The organism is Symplocastrum torsivum, from assembly GCF_059505465.1.
The window spans coordinates 37,552-60,220 of record NZ_JCACKQ010000014.1; the positions used below are offsets into that span (position 1 = coordinate 37,552).

Below are 22,669 nucleotides of genomic sequence, written 5' to 3' on the forward strand. Positions count from 1 at the left end.
TCCCCGACTTCTTTAAGAAGTCGGGGATCTGGCTTTGGGTTATTTCTAGCAACTATTCAGCAGCAACTCCCGTTACGCCTACAAGCTGTCCACCTTCGACTTTAAGGCTTTGCAATTCCATGCCTTGCAGTTTTGTTGCTTGCATACTCGTGCCCGGAAGCACGACAGCCTTCAATCTCAAGCCGTTCCCTTGGCTGCCGTTCAGACTCCAGCCGTTCCACTTGAGGCCGTTGAGCCAGACGCCACTACCTCCTAGTGGACCCAGGATGATGACATCTTTTATGGCTTCTTTTGGGTTTTTTGCGGCGTTAGCCTCCATAGAGAAAGCGAAAGGAAACAATGCTGCAATGATCGCGATCGCTAATAAACTTTTCTTCATGGTGAAAATCCTCAACTGTGTATTCAAGACGTTGCCTATTTGCTGCAATGTTTGAGCTACTAATTCTCGCAACCGATAGTTTGCAACTTACTAGAGGTTGTTTCCGCTCTAATCCCATCTACAAATTCATCAAAACACGCAGATGACTGAGATAGAGACTGAGAATGTACTGACTTGTGACCGACTTTCGACTGACTGACTCTGCTAAAATCTGCATAACTTTCGGAGAATAGGCTATGTCACGATCGCTCAAAATTCGTAGTGACTGCATTAAGCAAGCCAAATTAGCCATCCAGCGCAATGGCTTTCGCAGCCAAAGAGCCTTCTCTGAAGAATTAGGATTCGCTTTATCTACTGTTGGCAGGTTCCTCAATGGAAAAACCGTCGATTATGCGACGTTTGTGGAAATTTGTGAACAATTGGGGCTGAATTGGCGAGAGATTTCTGACTTGGGCAATGGGTTTTCATCCCAGCCTGTAGACACAAAATCCTCCCTAGCAAATGCCAACAGACATCAAGATTGGGGCGAGGCACCAGATGCCTCGTTTTTTTTTGGTCGTAGTGATGAACTGACTACTCTAGAACAATGGATTGTGCAGGGCAATTGCCGTTTGGTGGTGCTGCTAGGGATGGGTGGAATTGGCAAAACGGCTTTGGCTGCCAAGCTTGCCCAAATGCTGCAATCAGAATTTGAGTATGTCATTTGGCGAAGTCTTCGCAATGCCCCCCCTGTAGAAGAGATATTGGCAGAACTGATCCAATTTCTCTCTAACCAACAAGAAACTAATCTGCCAACTAACCTGGACGGCAGAATCTTGCGATTGCTAAATTACTTACGTTCCTCGCGCTGTCTGCTGGTTTTGGATAATGCTGAGTCAATTTTGCAAGCAGGCGATCGCAGGAGCCGCTATCAAGAAGGATATCAGGGGTATGGTCAGCTACTCAAATGTGTTGGAGAAACACACCACAACAGTTGCTTGGTACTGACAACGCGGGAAAAACCACAAGGACTAGCTGAATTAGAAGGGGAAACCCTACCCGTTCGCTGCTTACAACTCAAGGGTTTGCCAGAAGCAGAAGGACGAAAATTTTTCTCGGCTAAAGGAGATTTTACGGGGTCAGAAAATGAGTGGAATTCGGTGATTTCACACTATGTAGGGAATCCTTTAGCTTTAAAAATAGTCGCTTCTGCGATTAGAGATTCTTTAGATAGCCATCTTTCTAACTTCCTAAAAATTTTAAATCAAGGCACGTTTATTTTTGATGATATTCGTGATTTGTTAGAGCGACAGTTTCAGCGTCTGAGTCAACTTGAACAAGAGATTATGTACTGGTTAGCGATTAATCGGGAGCCAGTTTTATTGGAGGAATTGCAAGAGGATTTTGTCTCCCCCATATCAGCCAGTGAAGTTTTACAGGCACTAGCCTCTTTGCAACGTCGGTCATTGATTGAAAAAAACAATGCTCGATTTACCCAACAACCTGTAGTTATGGAGTACACGATTAATCAACTAATCGAGCGGATTTTTGAAGAAATTCAAGGAGTAAAGGTTGAAAGTCCTAAGCAACCTGCTAACCTTCAACTCTTGAGGAGTCATGCTCTGATTAAGGCTCAAGCCAAAGACTATATTAGAGATACTCAAATCCGCCTCATCCTTCAACCATTGATTGATAGATTAACCGCAAGTCTTAGAGAACCCAAAACTCTTGAACGTTGCCTCGCTCAAATTCTCGATATGCTGCGAGGAAAGTCTCCACAACAGACAGGATATGTAGGCGGAAATATTATCAACCTGCTGCGCCAATTACAGGTAGACCTAAGCGGCTATGACTTTTCTCATCTAACAATTTGGCAAGCCAACCTCCAGGGGATGAACTTGCATAATGTCAATTTTGCCAATTCTGACCTGCGACAATCGGTTTTTTCTGACATATTGAGTCCTGTTACGTCACTAGCACTGACACCAGATGGCAAATGTGCGGCGACGGCCGATATAGATAATAATATTCACCTGTGGGACGTGCAAAAAGGCAAACAAATTTTGACCTTTCAGGGACACACCCACTGGGTAAAATCAGTTGCTTGGAGTCCAGATAGTCAAACCCTAGCGAGTAGTAGTTATGACCACACGGTGAAGCTTTGGGATGTTCGTACTGGCATCTGTCTAAGAACTTACACCGGACATAGTAATATAGTCTACTCAGTCGCCTTCAGTCCGGATGGTCAAATTTTAGCGAGTGCTAGTGCTGATAACACAGTAAAGTTGTGGAATGTCACGACTGATAGTTGCGTTAGAACGTTCACCGGACATACGAATGAAATCTATTCAGTCGCCTTTAGTCGGGATGGTCAAATTTTAGCGAGTGCTAGTGCTGACAGCACGGTAAAGTTTTGGGATGTAGGCAAGGGCAAGTGCTTTAAGACGTTGTACGGACATACGAATTCGGTCTATGCAGTCGCCTTCAGTCCGGATGGTCAAACCCTAGCGAGTGGCAGTGCTGACTGCACAGTCAGGCTTTGGGATATCCGTGATGGTCAGTTCGTTGAAATTTGCACGGGACATAGCAGTGTAGTCACATCAGTCGCTTTTAGTCCGGATGGTCAAACCGTAGTGAGTGGTAGTTATGACAAAACGGTGAAGTTGTGGGATGTTAGCACGGGTTGCTGTGTCAGAACCTTCATCGGACATAGTGATCGCGTAGAGTCCGTTACCTATGCGCTACGCGCAGGCTACGCCAACAGTCCAGATGGTCAAATAGTAGTGAGTGGTAGTTTTGACCTTACAATTCGGTTTTGGGATTGTCAAACAGGCAAATGTTTCAAAACTTACACCGGATATAACAGTTGTGTATTAGCAGTTCCTTTTAGTCCCTGCGGTAAGCTCTTAGCTAGTGGCAACGTTGACACTACACTGAGGCTGTGGGATGTCAATACTGGCAGTTGCGTGAGAACGTTCACGGGACATACTAAATCAGTCATAGGAGTCGCATTTAGTCCCGATGGTAAAACAATCGCTAGTGGGGGTGCTGACAAAACGCTGAAGTTATGGAATGTCAATACGGGCAAGTGCATAAAAACGTTCACGGGACATACTGATTGGGTATATGGAGTTGCCTTTAGTCCAGATGGCAAAACTTTAGCCACTAGCGGTCTTGACCAGAGCATCAGGTTCTGGGATTGTCAAACGGGTCAATGTTTCCGAACTTGTACCGAACCTAGCAATTCCATATTTTTCTTCTCCACATTTTTCGTCACTTTCAGTCCCAGCAGTAAAACCCTAGCCAGTAGCAGTTTTGACTGTGTAAAACTATGGGATGTCAGCACTGGCAGTTGCTTAAAAACCTTCACTGGACATACAAATGAAGTAGCTTGGGTTGCCTTTAGTCCGGATGGTCAAATCGTAGCTAGTGCTAGTGCCGATCAAACGTTGAAGTTGTGGGATGTCAATACGGGTAACTGCATCAAAACATTGACTGGGCATACCAATTGGGTATGGTCAGTTGCCTTTAGCCCAGACGGAAAAACCTTGGTTAGTGGTAGTTGCGATCGAACGGTGAGGCTATGGGATGTCAGCACTGGAAGATGTATCAGAACTCTCACCGGACATACCCGTGAAATCTACTCAGTCAGTTTTAGTCCGGATGGTCAAACTGTAGCAAGTGGCTGTGCTGATGAAACGGCAAGGCTGTGGGATGTCAATACGGGTGAGTGCCTAAAAATACTGAAACCACCCGGACTCTACGAAGGCATGAATATCACTGGGGTTACAGGTTTGATTGAAGCACAGAAAGCGACGCTGATAGCTCTCGGCGCGATAGAAATGGAGAATGAGCGGAATGTGGGCAACAAAGTATTAATTTTTTAAAGCCCAAGCCACAACTTACAGCATCCTGGGTACTTCCCCCCTTACCCCATCGTTACAACACGGCGAATTTCGTCGGTTTTAAAGCCAATTGCCATCGGACGACGCACTCCAGATAGCACCTGCACGTCGTACAATTCCTCTACCACTCCTTCAATCCGCAACGAGTGGACGATATCCCCGCTTCTCAGGTCAATTACCAGTAGTCCGCAGCGGGGTTCGGTATCTTTGGCACGCAAGTTTTCATCTAAAGACAAGCCGGAAAACGTCTTGTTATGCCGGGGTTTGGATAGCCCGACAATCGCGAAGTCACCGCTGAAGGCACAGCCGCGCATATAACCAGGACAGAAAGCTACTGGCTCAAAAATTCCTCGTTCGATGTCTGCATATCCAAATTCCCCAGTGCCGGAGTTGAGCAGCCACAGCTTATCCCTGTACCAACGGGGGGAGTGGGGCATGGAAAGTCCGGTCAGAATTACCTCGTTGCTGCTGATATCAATAACGCAACCCCCATCCCGCCTTCTATCCCGCCAACCGTCCGCCACATCACTCTGGCTGACTGCTGTCACGTAACGGGGTTGTCCGTCTCGCTGTGCCAAGCCGTTCAGGTGACAACGGTCTTCTGCCGCTAGCTTGGAGATGAAGGGGGGTTGCCACAGGGGGATGAAGCTGTACTTTTCACTGATTGTGGCGAGACAGCTAAATAGAGTATTGACAAAGATGATCCCCCCTAACCCTTCCTTAGTAAGAGGGGGAACAAAATTCTGTGTTTCTTGCTCCCCCCATGGCAAGGCCGGAGCTTTAGTGAGGAGCTGGGGGGGTACTTCTACCACCACATCATGCACGTCCAAATCCCCCGTGATGTAACCGACCTGAGGCACGTAGACAGCATCATAGCCATTGTGAACTTGTCCCGCTGAGAGAGCATTTTCAAACCGCCATAGTTGATACAGAGAACTCATGTAGAGAGTTGAACCCTTTCCATACAAACCCATACAGCGCTCAAAGGTACGCTCAAATACCGACAACTGTCCATTCGGTTGCAACCCAATAAAAAAAACTTTCCCCGCTTGATAGGTGGTGAAAACAAGACTCAGGTTTTGCTCGGCTAACCAGGAGGTGAACTGGCGAGAGGCAGTGATTTCTAGGGAGGGGGCGCTGGTTGAAGGGGTAGCAGAATTGGGGAAATTTCCAGCGTGCGCCCCTATGTCCGGTACGTCTTTGATTGTTAGGGGAAGTTCGTTAGCCGCAAAGCCATTAGGGTTTGATTGCATTGCATCAGTCATGAATAGTCTTTTGTTCGTGAGAAAATGTGCGAAAAAGTCCTGAGAAGTACAAGAAAGAAAAGTTAGGGAAACCGAGCCGGATTCCCCTAACTGAGTGCGTTGTCGAAGAGTGAAACACTCTCAAATCAGTTGGAGCGCACTAAACAATGACGAAGCTATTAGAGCCGATACTGCTAGCTTGTACCCCATTCAAACGCGCCAAGCCTTCGCCACTGCTGGCAAATTCGATTAGAGTATCGTTCCCTTGTTGAGCGATCGCCAGGTCATTAAACGTCAAGCCACCAGATAGACCAAGCGTTGTCTGACCAAGCTGGAAGTTGTTAATCGTATCGAAGCTCTCGCCGCTTGCCAGGACAATTATGTCCTGTCCACCTCCCAGCCAGATGGTATCGTTACCAGTACCACCATCAATCAGGTCATTGCCAAAACCGGAGTAGATAATGTCATTGCCAGCGTCACCGAAGATTTTATTGTTGCCCTCGCTAGCGTAGATGGTATCGTCCCCATTGCCAGCATAGATGTAATCGACTTGCGAACCGCCGTAAATCAAGTCATTGCCATCCTGACCAAACAGAGTGTTGACGCCCTCACTGCCGAAGATCTGGTCATTGCCGCCACCAGCGTAAATCGTATCGTCGCTGACGGTGCCGAAAAGTGAATTGTTGGCTGCGTCTCCGATGAGCGGGGTTCTGCCGAAAACAACATAACTAGAGCCAGCATTGGTGTTGCCGTTGGGGTCTGCATAAGAAGCCCCAATAATCAAGTCATCGAGTCCATCGCCGTTGATGTCTCCGGCAGCGCTGACTGAAATACCTGAGTAGTCAGAGGCATTAACACCGTTGAGAGCAAAGCCGTTAGTACCGTCGAGTTCACTGAGATTAATGCTGGCGGAGAATCCTTCTGTAGAGCCGAATACTATATAGCTTTGACCCGCAGCGTTGTTAGTGAAAGGTGCGCCGATAATCAGGTCATCAATACCATCGCCGTTGAAGTCCCCGGCACCACTGACACTGAAGCCGGAGAAGTCACCAGGATTAATACCGTTGATGGCGAAGCCGTTAGTGCCATTGAGTTCAGAGAGGTTAAAGTTAGGGGGAAGCGGTTGAGCTGAACCGAATACTACATAGCTTGCGCCTGCAAAGCCGTTAGCCCCATATGCCCCGATAATTAGGTCATCAAAGCCGTCACCATTAACGTCTCCAGCTGCGCTGACTTTGCCTGCAAGGTCATAAGCATTAGCACCGTTGATGGCGAAGCCATTAGTGCCGTCCAGTGCACTCAGGTTGAGGGTGGGTGCGAATCCTTCTTCGGAACCGAAGATAAGATAACTAGAGCCAGAGTAGTTACCGTTAGGGTCAGCATAAGAAGCACCGATAATTAGGTCATCAATGCCATCACCGTTGAAGTCCCCAGCACCGCTGACACTGACGCCTGTTTGGTTCCCCTCGGCAATACCGTTGATGGTGAAGCCGTTGGTGCCGTCGAGTTCACTGAGGTCGAAGTTGGCAGAAAATCCGCCTTGCTTTCCGAACACCACATAAGCACTGCCTGCTTTATCGAGGTTGTTGGGGTCAGCATACACGGCACCGATCACCACGTCATCAATACCATCCCCATTGATGTCCCCAATCCCACTGACACTGTTGCCTGTTTCGTTCCCTTCAGCAATACCGTTGATGGTAAAGCCGTTAGCGCCATTGAGGTCACTGAGGTTGAGCGTCGGAGCGAATCCTGATGTGGAGCCGAACACCAAATAGCTGGAGCCTGCATCAATCAGTCCGTTGGGGTCAGCAGAACGAGTTCCGATAATCAGGTCATCAATACCATCGTCGTTGATGTCTCCAGCACCGCTGACACTCCAGCCTGTGGCGTCATTTTCCGCAATGCCCTTCATGGCAAAGCCGTTAGTGCCGTCTAGTGCACTAAGCTCGAAGTTAGCCGAAAATCCTCCTAGCTTTCCGAACACGACATAGCTATAGCCAGGAGAGGTGGTGGCGTCAGGATTACTCCCATTAAATCCAGGTGCGCCGATAATTAGGTCATCAATGCCATCGCCGTTGATGTCTCCGGCATCACTGACGAAGTAGCCTGATGTGTCATAAGGGGCAACGCCGTTGATGGTAAAGCCGTTAGATCCTGTGAGGTCTGAAAGATTGAAAAATGGAATTGGCATTGTAAAAATTATTACGTTGAAGTATTAGCGGGCAGCCCTAATCCAGGGAAGGCCGGAAAAAAGCTTCCCCATGTATCACTAGGCGATTGAGTGAGTAAATTAAATTTCCTATACCTCAGGATAGAGGGTTGGGCGATCGCTGTGTTAGTACTCTTAAAAATCCACAGCGGTCATCACATCTCTACACATCCATCAAAACTTGCCGTTGACCGAGATCGAGACTGAGAATGTACTGACTTGTGACCGACTTTTGAGTAACTTATTGGGGTGAGTGCCTAAAAGTGCTGAAAGCATCCGAACTCTACAGAGGCACGAATATCACTGGAGTTACTGGTTTAACCGAAGCACAGAAAGTTACGCTAAAAGCTCTCGGCTTGTTAGAAAATGACAAGTGAGTTACGAGCGATTGCTTCCTCTACCTTTGTGGTCAATTTCTCTAACCTCGATAAAAATGAGCGACCTGTAAGTAGGTAGGCAAGAAAAAACGTAAGTACAACTATTAGGGTTTTAGCTTGGGGCGATAGCTGTAGCTATAGGAGAGCAGCATTACAAGTTATTACCTAACATCCCTATAGCCTATCGCTTCATTCCTCGTCATGGAACGCTACTAGGTCAAGCTGACGGCTGATAGCTAATAGCTGACTGCTCTAAAAGCCCTACTCAAAATCGTTATGACTATGATATAGTTGTAACAGTTCGTAAACTATCAAGTTTTGTCAACATGAGTAAGGTTGTAATAACCTTACTGGTGACGTGTAGCCAACGTATACGTCAGAAAATTTAAGGAGAATAATTTCATGACTAGCCCGACAGAAGGATGTCTGCGCGTAGGACAGCAGGCTCCAGAATTCACTGCCACTGCTGTAGTCGATCAAGAGTTCAAGACAATTAAATTGTCTGACTATCGGGGCAAATATGTCGTCCTGTTTTTCTATCCGCTTGACTTCACATTTGTCTGCCCTACTGAGATTACAGCGTTTAGCGATCGCTTTGAAGAATTCAAAGAAGTCGGCACCGAAGTTCTAGGTGTCTCTGTTGACAGTGAATTCTCTCACCTCGCCTGGATTCAGACAGACCGTAAGTCTGGTGGTATTGGCGATCTGAGCTATCCTTTGGTTTCTGATATCAAAAAAGAAATCAGTACCGCTTACAACGTGCTTGACCCTGAAGCGGGTGTTGCTTTGCGTGGTTTATTCATCATCGACAAAGATGGTATTATCCAGCACGCAACCATCAACAACCTCTCCTTTGGTCGTAGCGTTGATGAAACCCTGCGTACCCTGAAAGCGCTTCAATACGTTCAGGCGCATCCCGACGAAGTTTGCCCAGCCGGTTGGCAGCCTGGAGACAAGACAATGGTTCCTGACCCTGTAAAATCCAAAGTCTTCTTCGCCTCTGTCTAACTAACGTAAAAGCTGATGCTTCACTTCAGGGCTAGACGAATATAGCAGTTAGCCCTCAGCTATCAGCCATCAGCTTTTTTGTTTTCCTGACCAGTAGCGCTTGTGAAAGCAGCCTTTAGCTGTACCTCATTGAACCGAGAACTGCTATAAATTCAACCCAAACAACTGCCCTGATACACTTGCTCACCTCAAGTGTGTTGGGGCTAAATTTTATATATTGTTAATTATTATGAAGAAGGAGGCTGCACTTGATGTTAACGTCCAGTGATTTTAGCGGTTTACTCAACGAGCGATTCTTCCGCAATTTTTTCCCCATACCAGCAACTAATACATTAAATCTGGGAACAACGACTCCTGACTTTGATCTGCCTGATATTACCAACAACCTTCAAGTCAGGCTATCGGACTACCGGAACAAGCAACCTGTTCTCCTCGCCTTTACTCGCATCTTCACGGAAAAGCAGTATTGTCCTCTGTGCTTCCCTCATATCAAAGCCATGAACGAGAACTATGAACGCTTTCTCGAAAAAGGCGTTGAGGTGTTAATGATTACGAGTACAGACTCTCAAGCTAGCCAACACGTTGTCAAAGACTTGGGTTTAAAAATGCCACTGCTAAGTGACCCCAGTTGCCGCAGCTTTCAATCGTATGAAGTGGGTCAAGCCATAGGTGCTCCCTTACCTGCTCAATTTCTTCTAGACAGTAGTGGAACACTCCGGTTTAAACATCTATTTTCTTTCCTAGCTTCTAATGCAACAGTAGAGACATTGCTCAACGCGATTGAGAAGCTATAATTCGCGAGGCACTTTTAATTAGCGTGAGAAGTGTTAGAACGGGTCTGCCGACTACTCCCTGCCCTTGCCTGAAATTTTGATAGGAGCCAATGATATGGAAGAGACAATTAGGATTGGTGCAATTGATAAAAGTGATTGGACTACCACTCTCCAGGGTTTTCAACCCGATGCGATCGCGCAGCTACTGGCAGTCTATGGCGCGGATGGGCTAGTCGTCGGCACAATCTGCGAATCAGTAGAAGGCAAATACTACATCAACGGTCAGCCGGAAACTGACTACGCCTCTCTACAAGCCGCAGCAGGGGCACTCGTTAAGCGAAGGTAAAAGTTGTTAGTTGTTAGTTGTTTGACCGAATCTAGACACATTTTGAAACCTTGTACTTAACGCTTTCTATGCCTCTTAATTCACTAACAACCAAAAACTAACAACTAATGATTAAAGTTGAATCTGCGATAGGTGACTACGGGGATTGAATGTACGATTGTCACGGATTTTTTCGTAGTACTCCCGCTCAACTTTACTAAGTTCTTTTGGTGTCACAATCATAATCCGTACTAACTGGTCACTACGCTCACCCTTGGGTCGTGGCCAGCCTTTTCCACGTAGCCGTAAGGATTGACCTGAACGAATACCAGCAGGAACGTTTACACTTACAGTCCCATCTGGTGTTGGTACCTGGATTGATGTCCCCAACACGGCTTCATCAGGTGTCACGGGTACTTCGCACAGGAGATTGTCTCCATCAAACTGAAAGAAAGGGTGAGGTTTTAGTTCCACATTCAAGTACAAATCTCCCCGTGGCTGATTTGGAGCGATTAGCTGACCCTTACCTCTTAAACGAATGCGGCTTCCTGCTTTTGCGCCAGGGGGAATCCGGACATCAATAACTTCATTACCCAGCTTGATGCGTTTTTGGACACCATGGAACGCTTCAGACCAACTCAGAGTAATCGTAGCTTCCCGGTCAGCACCAACACCCGCTGTACGACCATCAAAATTTGAGTAGTCGCTAAAGCCTCCAAAGTCGTTAAACCCGCCATTAAATCCTCCGGCACCTGTCCCAGTGCGGTAGGTGTAAGTTCGACCCGTACTGCCAGCCGCACCCGTGCCAAAGCGACCTAGCAATTCATTAATGAACTCGTCAAAACTACCGTACTGGCTAAAATCAAAGCCACCAACATCGACACCGACACCACCAGGTCCACCAGCGCCAGAGGGCCATCCCTGTCCAGCTTGCTTCCAGTACTGCCCGAATTGATCGTATTTCTGGCGTTTCTCTGGGTCAGACAACACTTCGTAGGCTTCGCTGACTTCTTTAAAGTGAGCTTCGGCTTGTTTATCACCAGGGTTCATGTCCGGGTGGTATTTCCGGGCAAGTCGCCGAAATGTCTTTTTGATTTCATCAGCACTAGCTGTTTTATTTAATCCCAGGATGGCGTAGTAGTCTTTGAAGTCAGTTGCAGCCATAACGGGTGTCTCCTCTACTCTTAAAGATTTAGTCTAAGTTTTATCCTTCGCTACCCTAACGACGCGGCTACTCTTTTCCTACCAAGCTTTAATACTAAGGGTGTAATTGCCAACGTCGTCAACGAGGCTGAGGCAAGTTGTAAGCTGAGAAATTGTGAAATTTAGTTAATATTTGCCTCAAAGCTAGCGTAACAAAGCCGTCAAGTTAGTTGAGTTCGGTTCTTCCTCTGTGACGCGATCGCAATTTCCGTACTTGCTGGTGAGTGGCGAATCAGGCGATCCAATCCATCTTTCAAGCTTGGTGGGGCATCCAGCAGCGAGGAGTGCATTTGCCAAATTACCTCATTAGGAACAATCCGCGATCGCTTTTGGTTTCGTTCTAAACACATTAGAACTGGCGTATCTAACCAGATGCCAGTGATTTTGGTAAAACCTGTTGACCGTGCTAGTGCGATCGCCTCAACACGGTGACACTGGACTGCATTAGTGGCATCATAAATCGCCATAACCGACTGTTCTACAGCTTGCCGCATTTGCTGCTCTACTTGAGGCAATACCAATAACCACGGGCCTTGGACACTTTCCGAACCAAACAACTCTGCACGGATGGCATCTGTAGAAATGACCTGACTTCCAGGATATGCAGCAGTTAGCATGGACACCAAAGAAGATTTGCCGCTACCAGGAAGCCCAATCAGCAGAATCAGTCTGTTCATTGGTCATAAGAAAAAGCTATCAGCATTCAGCTATCAGCGATTCAATGCAATCCCCTTATTTAAGGAAAAGAAGATTTGCACAGAGTAGTGCAAAGCACTCTTTCAAGAGGCTCTAAATATCAAGTCAAGCTGATAGCTGATAGCTGAGTGCTAACCGCTCTAAACAATGACTAAATCACTGTTCCATCCGGAATTACTGCATTTTTAAACACGACGATGATACCGTTGCGGATATAAAAGCCTTGTTTCTCACGCTCTGCATCCTCTACTCTGTCCTTATTAATGATTTGAACATCGCAACCAATGCGGGCGTTTTTGTCGATGATGGCACGGCGAATCGTTGAGTTCGTACCAATACCCAAGGGAATTGTGTCAGTTTCGCAATCGGACTGCCGTTCTGCATAGGGTTCATAGAAGTCAGCACCCATGATCAGACTGTCCTCAATCACACAACCGGCTTCAACGCGAGAACGAATTCCCAATACTGAGTGATTAATTCGGCACTCTTTGAGAATGCAGCCTTCCCCAATCATTGATTCTGTCACTTGGCAATTTAAGAGTTTAGTGGGAGGCAAATAACGAGCACGAGTATAAATCGGGGCTTTTTCGTCGTAGAAGCTGAAAGGTGGGCGAGGCTGTCGCGTTAGTGCCAAATTAGCCTCATAGAAGGCTTCAATTGTCCCAATATCTTCCCAGTAGTCATTAAATAGGTAAGCCTGAACGTTATAGTCCTTTGATGACGCTGGAATAATTTCTTTACCAAAATCAGTTTGCTCTGGAGATTTATTTAGCAAATCTGTCAATACCTCTTTTTTGAAGACATAAATCCCCATAGAGGCAATATAGGGAGTTTCCTTTGCCTGTTTTGCGTCTAGACCGAGTGTTGTTGTATCGACCTGCATTTTTTTCAATGCATCGCCTTTCGGCTTTTCGCTAAAATCAATCACTCGACCGCGATCATCAATTTTCATCAAGCCAAAATCCGAGGCACGTTTTTCATCGATAGGCACAACCGAAAGTGTAATATCTGCGCCAGTGTCTCGATGACGTTGTACAAAATCGCGGTAATCCATCCGATAAAGATGGTCTCCTGAGAGAATCAGGTATTCATCAACCTCCCACTCCTGCAATAACCAGAGGTACTGACGAACAGCATCAGCGGTTCCCTGAAACCAGCTAGGATTATCCGAGGTTTGCTGGGCAGCTAGCACTTCAACAAACCCTTCAGTGAAGCCGGAAAAGCTGTAGGTACGACCAATGTGTCGATTGAGAGATGCTGAATTAAATTGGGTCATTACATAGATTTTAAAAATCTCTGAGTTAATGCAGTTACTGACCGGAATATCAATCAAGCGATACTTTCCTGCCAATGGTACGGCTGGTTTAGCCCGCAGTTTGGTTAGTGGGTACAAGCGGGTGCCAGCGCCACCTCCGAGAATGATACCTAAAACTTTTTTCACAGAAGACCTCTTAACTGCGGTGGGTTGTCAAATTTAGTGTCTAATTGTGTGGCGCCCAATTGCAAGGGGTTAAAAGTTATGAGTTGATTCAGAACCGCTTAACTTCTAACGATTTAGTTACTGAAGTGCCATCTCCATGAGGATTTTTTGGGCGCATTGCTCTTTTGTTTGGTCAACGGGATGTCGTTGGATGTATTGACCATCGAGTTGCAAATCCCAAGCTTGACGGTCATCTGCTAGCATGACAGCCAAGATTTCTTGGAGGTCTTTTACAATCTCTGGGTCTTCGACTGGCACGATGGCTTCTACCCGTCGATCCAAGTTCCGGGTCATCCAGTCTGCACTACCGATATAAACATCCTCTTTACCCTGGTTGTGGAAGTAATAAATTCGCGAATGTTCTAAATAACGACCCACAATGCTAATTACACGAATATTGTCACTAATACCTTCAATCCCTGGACGCAGACAACACATGCCGCGCACAATCAGATCAATTTGAACCCCAGCTTGAGATGCCTCATAAAGTTTGGTAATCATTTGTGGGTCAACAAGGGCATTCATTTTGGCAACAATGCGACCGCTAAAACCATTGCGACAATGTTCAATTTCGCGCTGGATGAGGGCATAAAAGCGATCGCGTAAATTCACCGGTGCAATCATCAACTTACGATAAGACCGTTGCCTGGAGTAACCTGTCAAAAAGTTGAATAAGTCCGTCAAATCTGCCCCTAGATCTTCACGACAACTCAATAACCCTAAATCGGTATAGATTCTTGCTGTCTTAGGGTTATAGTTGCCCGTGCCAACGTGGACATAGCGACGAATACAGTCTTCTTCTCGACGCACCACCAGCACGACTTTCGTATGCGTCTTTAAACCGACTAATCCATATACCACATGAACGCCAGATTGCTCTAGCTTCCGCGCCCAGATGATATTATTCTTTTCATCAAAGCGGGCTTTGAGTTCCACTAATGCCGCTACCTGTTTGCCATTTTCTGCGGCTGAAATCAACGCATCGACAATTGGGGAATCACCGGAGGTACGGTACAGTGTCATCTTAATTGCCAGAACATCTGGGTCGTGCGCCGCCTCAGTAATGAAGCGCAGCACAGTGCCAGAAAACGAGTCATAGGGATGATGGAGGAGTAAATCCGACTGCCGAATCACGCTAAAAAAATCTTCCACCTCCTCTTCCCCAGAGGGAGATAGCAAACGGTGAGGCACCTGTGGTGTCCATGAAGGGTCTTTTAGTTCTGGAAGTGGCAGTTCCATAAACGACATCAAATCTCCCAGTCCCAGCAGCCCTTCCACTTCGTAGATATCTCCATGTTTTAACCCCATCTCCCGCATTAGCATTCCTCGCACCGTATCAGGTGTTGTGGCTTGAATCTCCACCCGTACAGCTGAACCACCAAGACGTCGCTTACGCAGTTCTTGCTCAATTGCAAAGAGGAGGTCATCCGCTTCGTCTTCCTCCACCTCCAAATCGGCATTTCGAGTAATCCGGAATGGATGATATTCCTGTATATTCATCCCCGGAAATAAAAACTCCAAATTGTGGGCAATCACCTGTTCTAGGGGAACACCTGTCCAGGTAACGGGTTGTCCTTTTCTCCGATGCCGCAATTCTTCAGGGAGAGGGACAAACCGAGGTAAGGTTTTCGGAACTTTCACTCGTGCAAACAATTCTTCCCCCGTTTCAGGGTCTTTCACCACCACGGCTAAACTCAAGCTGAGGTTGGAAATATGAGGGAATGGATGGCTAGGGTCAACGGCTAAGGGGGTTAGAACCGGAAAAATTTGCTCCTCAAAGTAGTTTTGAAGGTAAGTTCGCTGTTCTTGGTTCAAGTCCATGTAGTCGAGAAGGTAGATACCCTCTCGCGCAAGTTGCGGTCGCAGTACCTTCTCAAAATGCTGATGTTGCTCCATTACCATCGGCAGCAACCGTTTGTTGATAGCTTCCAACTGTTCACTTGGTGTCCGACCATCCGGTGATAACTTTCTTACCTGCGCCGCTACCTGCTGCTTCAGTGCCGCAACGCGAACCATGAAGAATTCATCTAAATTAGAGCTGAAAATTCCCATGAACTTGAGACGTTCCAGCAGTGGCGTTCGAGGGTCAGTGGCTTCACGTAAGACTCGGTTATTAAATTCCAGCCAGCTGAGTTCCCGGTTGAAGTAATATTGCGGGTCTCTCAGGTTAATTTCAGTGACAGTCGTTTTCGATTTCGTCATGATGTTGAGGTTGCACTGTCCCGCCACTAGTTCAGTGGCAACATCGGCAAGTTGTTGAGGAGCTTATGCCATGACACACTAGAACGTCTGGTGTTTCAAAACCAGTAATGGACTAGGGTTTAGCTAATTTGTCACTTTATCCTACCGTGAGCGAACCGCTCAATAACCTATCATTCGATAGGGATAATCAACTTGTTGGGTTGATAGCTGATAGTTGATAGCTTATAAGATTGAGGAATGCGATCGCCTCGTCTTATCCTGCTTCTCCTCGTCACTCATGCGGCAATCAGATAGCAAGTCTTGGGAGATTGATGTTTCAGGCTAATTACTCAAGCAGTTCCTGTCGGTACACCTACCAGCTACAAGCCAGGTGTGATAGCGGGGCGTTACTCCGTTCGCATCCGTCTGGTACACAACACCAGAACATCAAACGCCCACAAGGTTATAACCTACCGGATTGGTATTCGTTTGGAAATATCTCCCCCTCGATCAACAACAATGGCAACGTTGCCTTTAAGGTTCTAGGTGCTTGGAATCAAGCAATTTGGTACGGAACTGAGCGCACAGGGCGTTTGGTGTATGTTGCACCGAAAGGCACGATGTTGAGCAAAGTGTCTTTAAATAATCATGAGTGTTTAGTTTGGGAACAATTGCGATCGCGTCAGAACGGAATCTGGATGTATGAGGCAGTAAATAGTGAAACGACTCACTTAACCGCTGGTCCATTCGGAAGTTGTGCCTGCACATCCCCAACACTAAATGATTCTGGCGCAGTCGGATTCCGAGCTAAATTTGCGGATTCCTATGGGTTCGCTGCCTATAGTGCTACGCCATCCACGACGATATCAGTTCTTGCCTTGATGAGTAACCTGGATTCATCAAGCATCTATTCCTTCTTATTTCTTCCTGCTTTTAACAACAAAGGACAAATCGCGGCAAAGGTACGGTTGGGACAACCTGGGGATATTGGCAATGAACGTCCTGACCAAATCCGGATTTTTGACTTAGATGGCGACTCCACACTCGTTGTGTCTAATCAGAGTCATGATACTGACTCAGCGTATCAAAGCTTCGACAACAGCATCGGCTTTAATGACAACGGACAAATTGCCTTTACCGCAACCTTAAGTTCTGGTCAACGCGGCATTTTCCGGATGGATGGCAAAAAAACACAGCTAATTGCGATCGAAGGGGATGGGCAAATCTCACAGATTGAACGCTTCCCACCGAGACTGAATAACAATGGTCTGACCGTTTTCCGTGCTTTTGATACTGAGGGTTTACGCGCAATCTGGGCGGGTGATGGCACAAGACTGCGGAAAGTTGTTACTCAGGGCGAAATTGTTCCTACAGACTTAGGTATCCTACGGCTAGCGCGACCTGATAATGGGCCTGTGTTTAGTGGCTTACCTGATGTTAATGATCTGGGTGATATTGTCTTTGCTGCCTCATTATCTGACCTAGAGGATGTCAGAATCGGTTTCGGTGCAGGGCTATTTGTTGCACGACAAACATCTATCCCTGTAGTTCCAAGGGATTTAGATAATTTGCGGTACGTGCCGAAGCAAAACTAATACAACAGTTGGGTTATGGGTAAGTTTTGAGTGTTAGAAGCCGAATGACTTTAGACTTGAGCTTGGAACTTGCTCTGTCCAGCAGTCATTTCACTATTTCAGCTAGCTGACTTGCGATCGCGTAGGGAGGTTCCAGGTGTGATTGAAGCCGTCAGCTATCAGCTTTCAGCAGTCAGCATTGAGGCTTGCCACATTTTAGTTCATCGCAGGTTCTTGATACAGCGGCAAACTAATCTTTAATCTGAGTTAATGGGGATTGAATTAATTAACTCATTACTACTGATGCTGGTTCCAGGGTAGCTATCAACCTGACACCAAATTCCTCTTCAAAGACACCTTTCTTGTAATCCAAACTCCAGAGTTCCAAGGCACAGTCATCACCTGGATGAGATGGCTGTAGTCCCAAGTGCAATTCTTGAGTATCTGGATGGAACTCGCAGCGCACTCGCTCAATTGCACCAATCTGTCGTCGGTCGAGAGCAACGGCTAAGCGTAAGATTGCACTAAGCTGACTAACTAACTGTCGATGCTTTTTACTCGGTAGGTTGCTGTAGTTTGAGTGCTTTTTCTTAGGAGTACTCTGGCGATGGTAACGCGCTAGATTGGCGATTACTTCAATTTCAGATTCTGCAAAGCCGAGAAGTTCACCATTGCGAATTAGATAATAGGAATGCTTGTGGTGTGCTGAATGACTCACATACACACCGCAGTTGTGTAAGATTGCAGCAGCCCAAAGGAGTTCGCGGGTGTCTGTATCCCAGTTGTGGAGGTGTCCTGTGGTTTGGTCGAATAAGCTGAGGGCAAAGGTGGCAACTCGTTGAGAGTATTCTAGGTTAACTTGATATTTCTGAGCAATTTTGAGGACACTACGTTCGCGTACTGAGCCTTGATAGCGCAGTCGATCTTCAATTAAACCGTGGGAGAGCATCCAGTCAACGATTACCCCTTCCCGGAGTGCGCGTTCCCCAATCATTAACGACTCAATGCCCAAGAGTGTCATTGCTTCCAATAAAATTAGTGCCCCAGCAACAATGATTTCCGATCGCCGATCTGACATTCCTGGAATTGCCGCACGTTCAGCATAATTCATCGCTGCTAAGCGCTTGACGAGTTCCTTGATATCTTTGCGACTGAGTTGGTAGCCATTGAGAGGATTTGGCACCATGCCCAGTTTTTCCCTCGCATGAATGGTTGCTAGCGACTCAATCGTGCCAGATGTCCCGACTAAGCGAGGTTGTTCACCTGGTTGCAGGTGAACTCGCACCTCCTCAACGGGTCGCTCTAGCATTCCTCGAATATAAGCTTGCAGGTATTGAAACTCGGTGCTACTGATTGGGTCAGTGGTGATGAATTCCGCTGTGAGGCGAACTGCTCCCACCTTAGTGCTGCTGAGGGTACGAGGTTCGTGACTATCCCCCAAAATTAATTCCGTAGAACCACCGCCGATGTCAATAATGATGTGAGGGTGGTTGTTGAATTCCATCCCAGAGAGGACACCCAGGTAAATCCGCCGCGCTTCTTCTTGACCAGAAATTAGGTTGACAAATAACCCTAGTTCTGAATCTATCCGCTTGATAAAGTCTCGCCCATTTGGGGCTTCTCGCGCCGCGCTGGTTGCCACAGCGACAATTTGTTCAGCATTGAAGCTTTTTGCGAGTTTCTGACAGCGTTGCAAAGCCTTGATTGCCCTTTCCATCGCTTCCGGAGTCAAATCGCCTGTACGTGGGTCGCGATCGCCTAAACGTACTGTATCTTTCTCCTTAGCAATAATCGTAAACGTTGGCAGCACTGGGTCAACCCGCACAACCACCATGTGAATAGAATTTGTCCCAATATCAATAGCGGCAAGAATGCGGTCTTGCTTTGCAGTAGCAGTAGAAATATTCACAGTACTCTCTTTGGCAACGGAATTAAGCATGACTAATGTATCCCCAGTGACAGCCCTAGCCTAGATTCTACGGATAACGATATCTTTAAAGGGGATTTAGTAAATAGGCACTCTCGCCTATTGTCCAGTCCTAAATTATGAAAAGCAGCTCCGGAAAAACTGAGGAGCTTGCTACACCCTATTAAACAAACCTGTCATTCAATCTATTATTCCTTTCATGTTGACCCAGCAACAACCAAATCCTGCACCTACATGGCTAACTGTTATTAAACTTTTGCGATGGGACAAGCCAGCAGGTCGTCTGATTTTGATGATTCCCGCCTTATGGGCAGTCTTTTTAGCCGCTAACGGTACGCCACCTACGCCACTAGTGGGCGTGATTATCCTGGGGACTTTGGCAACCAGTGCGGCAGGTTGTGTAATTAATGACTTGTGGGATAAAGATATTGACCCGCAAGTAGAACGAACACGCGATCGCCCTCTTGCCTCCCGTGCCCTCTCCGTTAAAATCGGCGTTATTGTTGCCTTCATTGCAATGGGTTGTGCGGGTGTGCTTGCCCTGTATCTCAACCCGTTCACCTTCTGGCTTTGCGTTGCTGCTGTGCCAGTCATCGTTTTCTACCCATCAGCAAAGCGGGTGTTTCCTGTACCTCAGTTAGTGCTGTCTATTGCTTGGGGGTTTGGTGTCCTGATCAGTTGGAGTGCTGTCACGGGCAATTTGGAACCTGCTACTTGGTGGCTTTGGGGGGCAACAGTGCTTTGGACATTAGGGTTTGATACAGTCTACGCGATGTCAGACCGTGAGGATGATCGGAAAATTGGTGTTCGTTCCAGTGCGCTGTTCTTTGGGGATCATGCGGCTGAGGCTGTGGGTATCTTCTTTGCGGGTACGGCTGGTTTACTGATAAGACTGGGTATTGTGATGGAGTTACAACCTGGCTTTTGGTTAGCACTGGGTATCGCTACCTTCGGTTGGGCTTGGCAATATATTCGACTACGCCAGCCAGACCTTCCAAGACCCGTTTATGGTGATATTTTCCGCCAAAATGTTTGGATTGGCTTTGTTGTACTAGCTGGGATGATTGCTGGGTTGGTTTTGTGATTTGAATTTGACCGATGAGCAAAACAATAATTGGGGTTATGGGGCCAGGCACTGGTGCATCCGAGACTGACTGTGCCAATGCCTATGAACTGGGCAAACTAATTGCTCAAGAAGGATGGGTTCTCCTGACAGGAGGCAAGAATGTTGGTGTCATGGACGCGGCGAATACAGGGGCAAAAGCAGCCAATGGTCTAACAGTGGGTATTTTGCCAACTGCTGACGCTAGTGGTATCTCTAATGCGATCGATATCCCGATTTTCACCGACATGGGCAATGCCCGGAACAATATCAACGTCCTTTCCAGTGAGGTCGTGATTGCCTGTGGCATGGGGGCAGGTACAGCGTCTGAAGTCGCACTCGCTATAAAGGCAAATAAACCTGTCGTTTTGTTGACTGACCATCCAGAAGGTCAACGCTTTTTTTCCAGCCTCTCAACTACTGCCGTATTACTTGCTGAAACACCAGTTGCTGCTATTGAAATTGTCAAAAATTTCTTGAAAAGCCAATTCTAGGGATTAAAGCCCTAGCAACGCTTCTAAGCTTACAACGTAGAAGCTCTGTTCAAGAATGCTTCGCCCAACACCCAAGTTCCAAAGTAACAAAAGAGGATAATCGAACTCCTTAATTTCGAGGTGAAATCTTGTAGGAAACCTGCAACTACCAATAACAGGAACTGCGTCGTCAAAATAGAAACTTTTGGCAGCGTTTCAAATAAATTTGAGCCACTGTATCTTTTGGGTTAATCCGTAGACAGTCTTTAAACAGGTGGACTGCCTCACTAAAAGAACCCAGATTGTAGAGCAGCAGACCTTTTTCAAATTCTTGTTTAGTCGCTAACTTGCCTTCTCGAACTTCTAGAGGATCAGCGTCGAATATCTCATAGACACTAACAGCGGCTGATTTTCCTTTAACTTTCAACCGATCAATAAATCTGAAATTGTATTGGTTATAGTCTTGTAATTGCAAAAAAGTATGATGAGAAATTAATAATGATACACCGTAGTTTTTAGTCAACTCTTCCATCCGAGACGCTAAATTAACGGCATCACCAATCACCGTACTATCCATTCGAGATTCCCCCCCGACTGTCCCCAGCATCAAAGAACCTGTATTAATACCAATACCAATCTGTAGCGGGACATAACCTTGTTTAGCACGATGCTGATTGTATTCTGTCAGCGTTTGCAGCATTGCAATTCCAGCTTTAACCGCACTATCAGCACCACCACTAAACAATGCCATAATTTCATCGCCAATATATTTATCAATGAAACCTTGATTTTCAATAATCGCTGGTTCCATACGAGATAAATAAGCATTAATAAATTTAAAATTTTCTTGGGGAGTCATGCTCTCTGAGAGCATGGTAAAATCGCGGATATCAGAGAAGAGAATCGACATCTCTTTCTGCACCTGATCGCCGAATTGGACATCAACTATGCTTTCTTTATTCAATAGCTGAAGAAATTGACGAGGCACAAAGCGTTCATAAGCTTCGTTGAGTGCAAAGAGTTCATGGGTAAAGTTTTGGCTCTCAGCTTCTGCCCGTTTACGTTCAGTAATATCTTGAAAGGCAATGATTGAATAGATAACGTTTCCCTTGTCATCAAAAATTGGTGTTCCCCAACTCTCGATTGGGATAACCTTATCGCCTCTATGGATTTCTAGATTATCAGCCGTTGCATTTTCACCCTTTAATGCCCTCATTCCAGGAAGTTGGTCACTAGGATACAGTGTGTTAGTTCCTGCAACATAGATTTGAAAAGCCTCCGGCAATTCTTCCGCCGAGACGAACGGTGCCCTCCCCTGGCAAAGTAACTGCTGCGCCATCTGATTGCCGTAGTAGGGTTTGCCGTTAGCATCCAGAACGCCGACACCGACAGGCATAGCTTCCAGAAATTTCTTCAGCTTCTTCTCACCTTTGCAAGCCATGTCCTGAGCGCTGTTGTATAGTAAATCTTCTACAGCATCGCCATGTTCAGTGGCTGTTTCTAATAAGATTTCTAGATCAGCTTTGTCTCTAGTAATATCTGTCACCAGCGACTGAAGTTCCGAGGCTAAAGCCTGGAGTACAGCTTGAGCGCGTTGGCGTTCAACAATTTCGGCTTGTAGTTGTTGGTTTGACTGATGCAACTGAGCTTCAATTGCGTCAGCATGGGCAGTTGTCGTCTCTAGCAAAATCTCCAAGTCAGTTTTGTCCTGCTTTAGGTCTTTTACTTCCTGACGCAGCCTTTCGATTTCTAAAATAAGCTGTTGCGTTGATACTTGTTGTGCCTGCATCGTCATCGTCTTAAGGTTTATACCTTGACAAAAACTATATTG

At 46.5% G+C, this 22,669-nt stretch carries 18 protein-coding genes; 9 read left to right on the forward strand and 9 right to left on the reverse strand.

Features of this window, described 5'->3' with window-relative positions; genetic code table 11:
* Nucleotides 1–52 precede the first annotated feature (52 nt).
* Nucleotides 53–379 (reverse strand): hypothetical protein, encoded by a 327-nt coding sequence (locus tag AC5JL3_RS04855; RefSeq protein WP_496073401.1) that lies wholly within the window; start codon nt 377–379, stop codon nt 53–55.
* Nucleotides 380–615: 236 nt separating this feature from the next.
* Here AC5JL3_RS04855 and AC5JL3_RS04860 point away from each other — a divergent pair, with 236 nt between their 5' ends.
* The gene (locus tag AC5JL3_RS04860) at nt 616–4,245 is read left to right on the forward strand and encodes an NB-ARC domain-containing protein (protein ID WP_496073402.1); all 3,630 of its coding nucleotides are present in this window, start codon (nt 616–618) and stop codon (nt 4,243–4,245) included.
* Between the two features lie 41 nt (nt 4,246–4,286).
* Here the strand turns inward: AC5JL3_RS04860 and AC5JL3_RS04865 are convergent, their stop codons facing one another.
* Together AC5JL3_RS04865 and AC5JL3_RS04870 are read right to left on the reverse strand one after the other, a co-directional pair.
* On the reverse strand, nt 4,287–5,528 hold the full coding sequence (locus tag AC5JL3_RS04865) for a TIGR03032 family protein (RefSeq protein WP_496073403.1): 1,242 nt from the start codon (nt 5,526–5,528) through the stop codon (nt 4,287–4,289).
* A gap of 139 nt (nt 5,529–5,667) precedes the next feature.
* Nucleotides 5,668–7,701 carry a hypothetical protein gene (locus tag AC5JL3_RS04870; RefSeq protein ID WP_496073404.1) on the reverse strand — a complete coding sequence of 678 codons (2,034 nt, stop codon included), beginning with the start codon at nt 7,699–7,701 and terminating at the stop codon, nt 5,668–5,670.
* A gap of 90 nt (nt 7,702–7,791) precedes the next feature.
* On the opposite strand from AC5JL3_RS04870, the gene AC5JL3_RS04875 reads away from it, so the two are divergent.
* From AC5JL3_RS04875 to AC5JL3_RS04890, 4 genes are all read left to right on the forward strand, one after another.
* The gene (locus tag AC5JL3_RS04875) at nt 7,792–7,926 is read left to right on the forward strand and encodes a hypothetical protein (protein WP_496073405.1); all 135 of its coding nucleotides are present in this window, start codon (nt 7,792–7,794) and stop codon (nt 7,924–7,926) included.
* Between the two features lie 572 nt (nt 7,927–8,498).
* Nucleotides 8,499–9,104 (forward strand): peroxiredoxin, encoded by a 606-nt coding sequence (locus tag AC5JL3_RS04880; RefSeq protein WP_496073406.1) that lies wholly within the window; start codon nt 8,499–8,501, stop codon nt 9,102–9,104.
* Nucleotides 9,105–9,355: 251 nt separating this feature from the next.
* Nucleotides 9,356–9,898 (forward strand): peroxiredoxin family protein, encoded by a 543-nt coding sequence (locus AC5JL3_RS04885; protein WP_496073407.1) that lies wholly within the window; start codon nt 9,356–9,358, stop codon nt 9,896–9,898.
* A gap of 94 nt (nt 9,899–9,992) precedes the next feature.
* A complete protein-coding gene (locus tag AC5JL3_RS04890) occupies nt 9,993–10,223 on the forward strand; it encodes a hypothetical protein (protein WP_192219479.1) in 231 nt (76 codons plus the stop codon).
* Between the two features lie 111 nt (nt 10,224–10,334).
* On the opposite strand, the gene AC5JL3_RS04895 is transcribed toward AC5JL3_RS04890, so the two are convergent.
* The 4 genes from AC5JL3_RS04895 to ppk1 form a co-directional block, all read right to left on the reverse strand.
* Nucleotides 10,335–11,366 carry a DnaJ C-terminal domain-containing protein gene (locus AC5JL3_RS04895; RefSeq protein WP_496073408.1) on the reverse strand — a complete coding sequence of 344 codons (1,032 nt, stop codon included), beginning with the start codon at nt 11,364–11,366 and terminating at the stop codon, nt 10,335–10,337.
* Nucleotides 11,367–11,566: 200 nt separating this feature from the next.
* A complete protein-coding gene (locus AC5JL3_RS04900) occupies nt 11,567–12,082 on the reverse strand; it encodes an AAA family ATPase (RefSeq protein ID WP_496073409.1) in 516 nt (171 codons plus the stop codon).
* Between the two features lie 170 nt (nt 12,083–12,252).
* Nucleotides 12,253–13,542 (reverse strand): glucose-1-phosphate adenylyltransferase, encoded by a 1,290-nt coding sequence (locus tag AC5JL3_RS04905; RefSeq protein WP_496073410.1) that lies wholly within the window; start codon nt 13,540–13,542, stop codon nt 12,253–12,255.
* A gap of 117 nt (nt 13,543–13,659) precedes the next feature.
* On the reverse strand, nt 13,660–15,783 hold the full coding sequence (gene ppk1 / locus AC5JL3_RS04910; protein WP_496073411.1) for a polyphosphate kinase 1: 2,124 nt from the start codon (nt 15,781–15,783) through the stop codon (nt 13,660–13,662).
* Between the two features lie 311 nt (nt 15,784–16,094).
* Between ppk1 and AC5JL3_RS04915 the strand changes: the two genes are divergently transcribed.
* Complete coding sequence (locus tag AC5JL3_RS04915; RefSeq protein ID WP_496073412.1) at nt 16,095–17,357, forward strand: DUF7453 family protein; 1,263 nt, start codon at nt 16,095–16,097, stop codon at nt 17,355–17,357.
* A gap of 69 nt (nt 17,358–17,426) precedes the next feature.
* Nucleotides 17,427–17,597, forward strand: coding sequence for a hypothetical protein (locus tag AC5JL3_RS04920; RefSeq protein WP_496073413.1), 171 nt, complete (start codon nt 17,427–17,429; stop codon nt 17,595–17,597).
* A gap of 25 nt (nt 17,598–17,622) precedes the next feature.
* On the opposite strand, the gene AC5JL3_RS04925 is transcribed toward AC5JL3_RS04920, so the two are convergent.
* Nucleotides 17,623–19,275: a Ppx/GppA phosphatase family protein gene (locus AC5JL3_RS04925; protein ID WP_496073414.1), complete on the reverse strand. Its 1,653-nt coding sequence runs from the start codon at nt 19,273–19,275 to the stop codon at nt 17,623–17,625.
* 187 nt (nt 19,276–19,462) lie between these two features.
* Between AC5JL3_RS04925 and AC5JL3_RS04930 the strand changes: the two genes are divergently transcribed.
* Both AC5JL3_RS04930 and AC5JL3_RS04935 read left to right on the forward strand, forming a co-directional pair.
* Nucleotides 19,463–20,347 carry a 4-hydroxybenzoate solanesyltransferase gene (locus tag AC5JL3_RS04930; protein ID WP_496073415.1) on the forward strand — a complete coding sequence of 295 codons (885 nt, stop codon included), beginning with the start codon at nt 19,463–19,465 and terminating at the stop codon, nt 20,345–20,347.
* A gap of 14 nt (nt 20,348–20,361) precedes the next feature.
* The gene (locus tag AC5JL3_RS04935; protein WP_496073416.1) at nt 20,362–20,859 is read left to right on the forward strand and encodes an SLOG cluster 4 domain-containing protein; all 498 of its coding nucleotides are present in this window, start codon (nt 20,362–20,364) and stop codon (nt 20,857–20,859) included.
* 169 nt (nt 20,860–21,028) lie between these two features.
* Here AC5JL3_RS04935 and AC5JL3_RS04940 read toward each other — a convergent pair whose 3' ends face one another.
* A complete protein-coding gene (locus tag AC5JL3_RS04940) occupies nt 21,029–22,633 on the reverse strand; it encodes an adenylate/guanylate cyclase domain-containing protein (RefSeq protein ID WP_496073417.1) in 1,605 nt (534 codons plus the stop codon).
* Nucleotides 22,634–22,669: the final 36 nt, after the last annotated feature.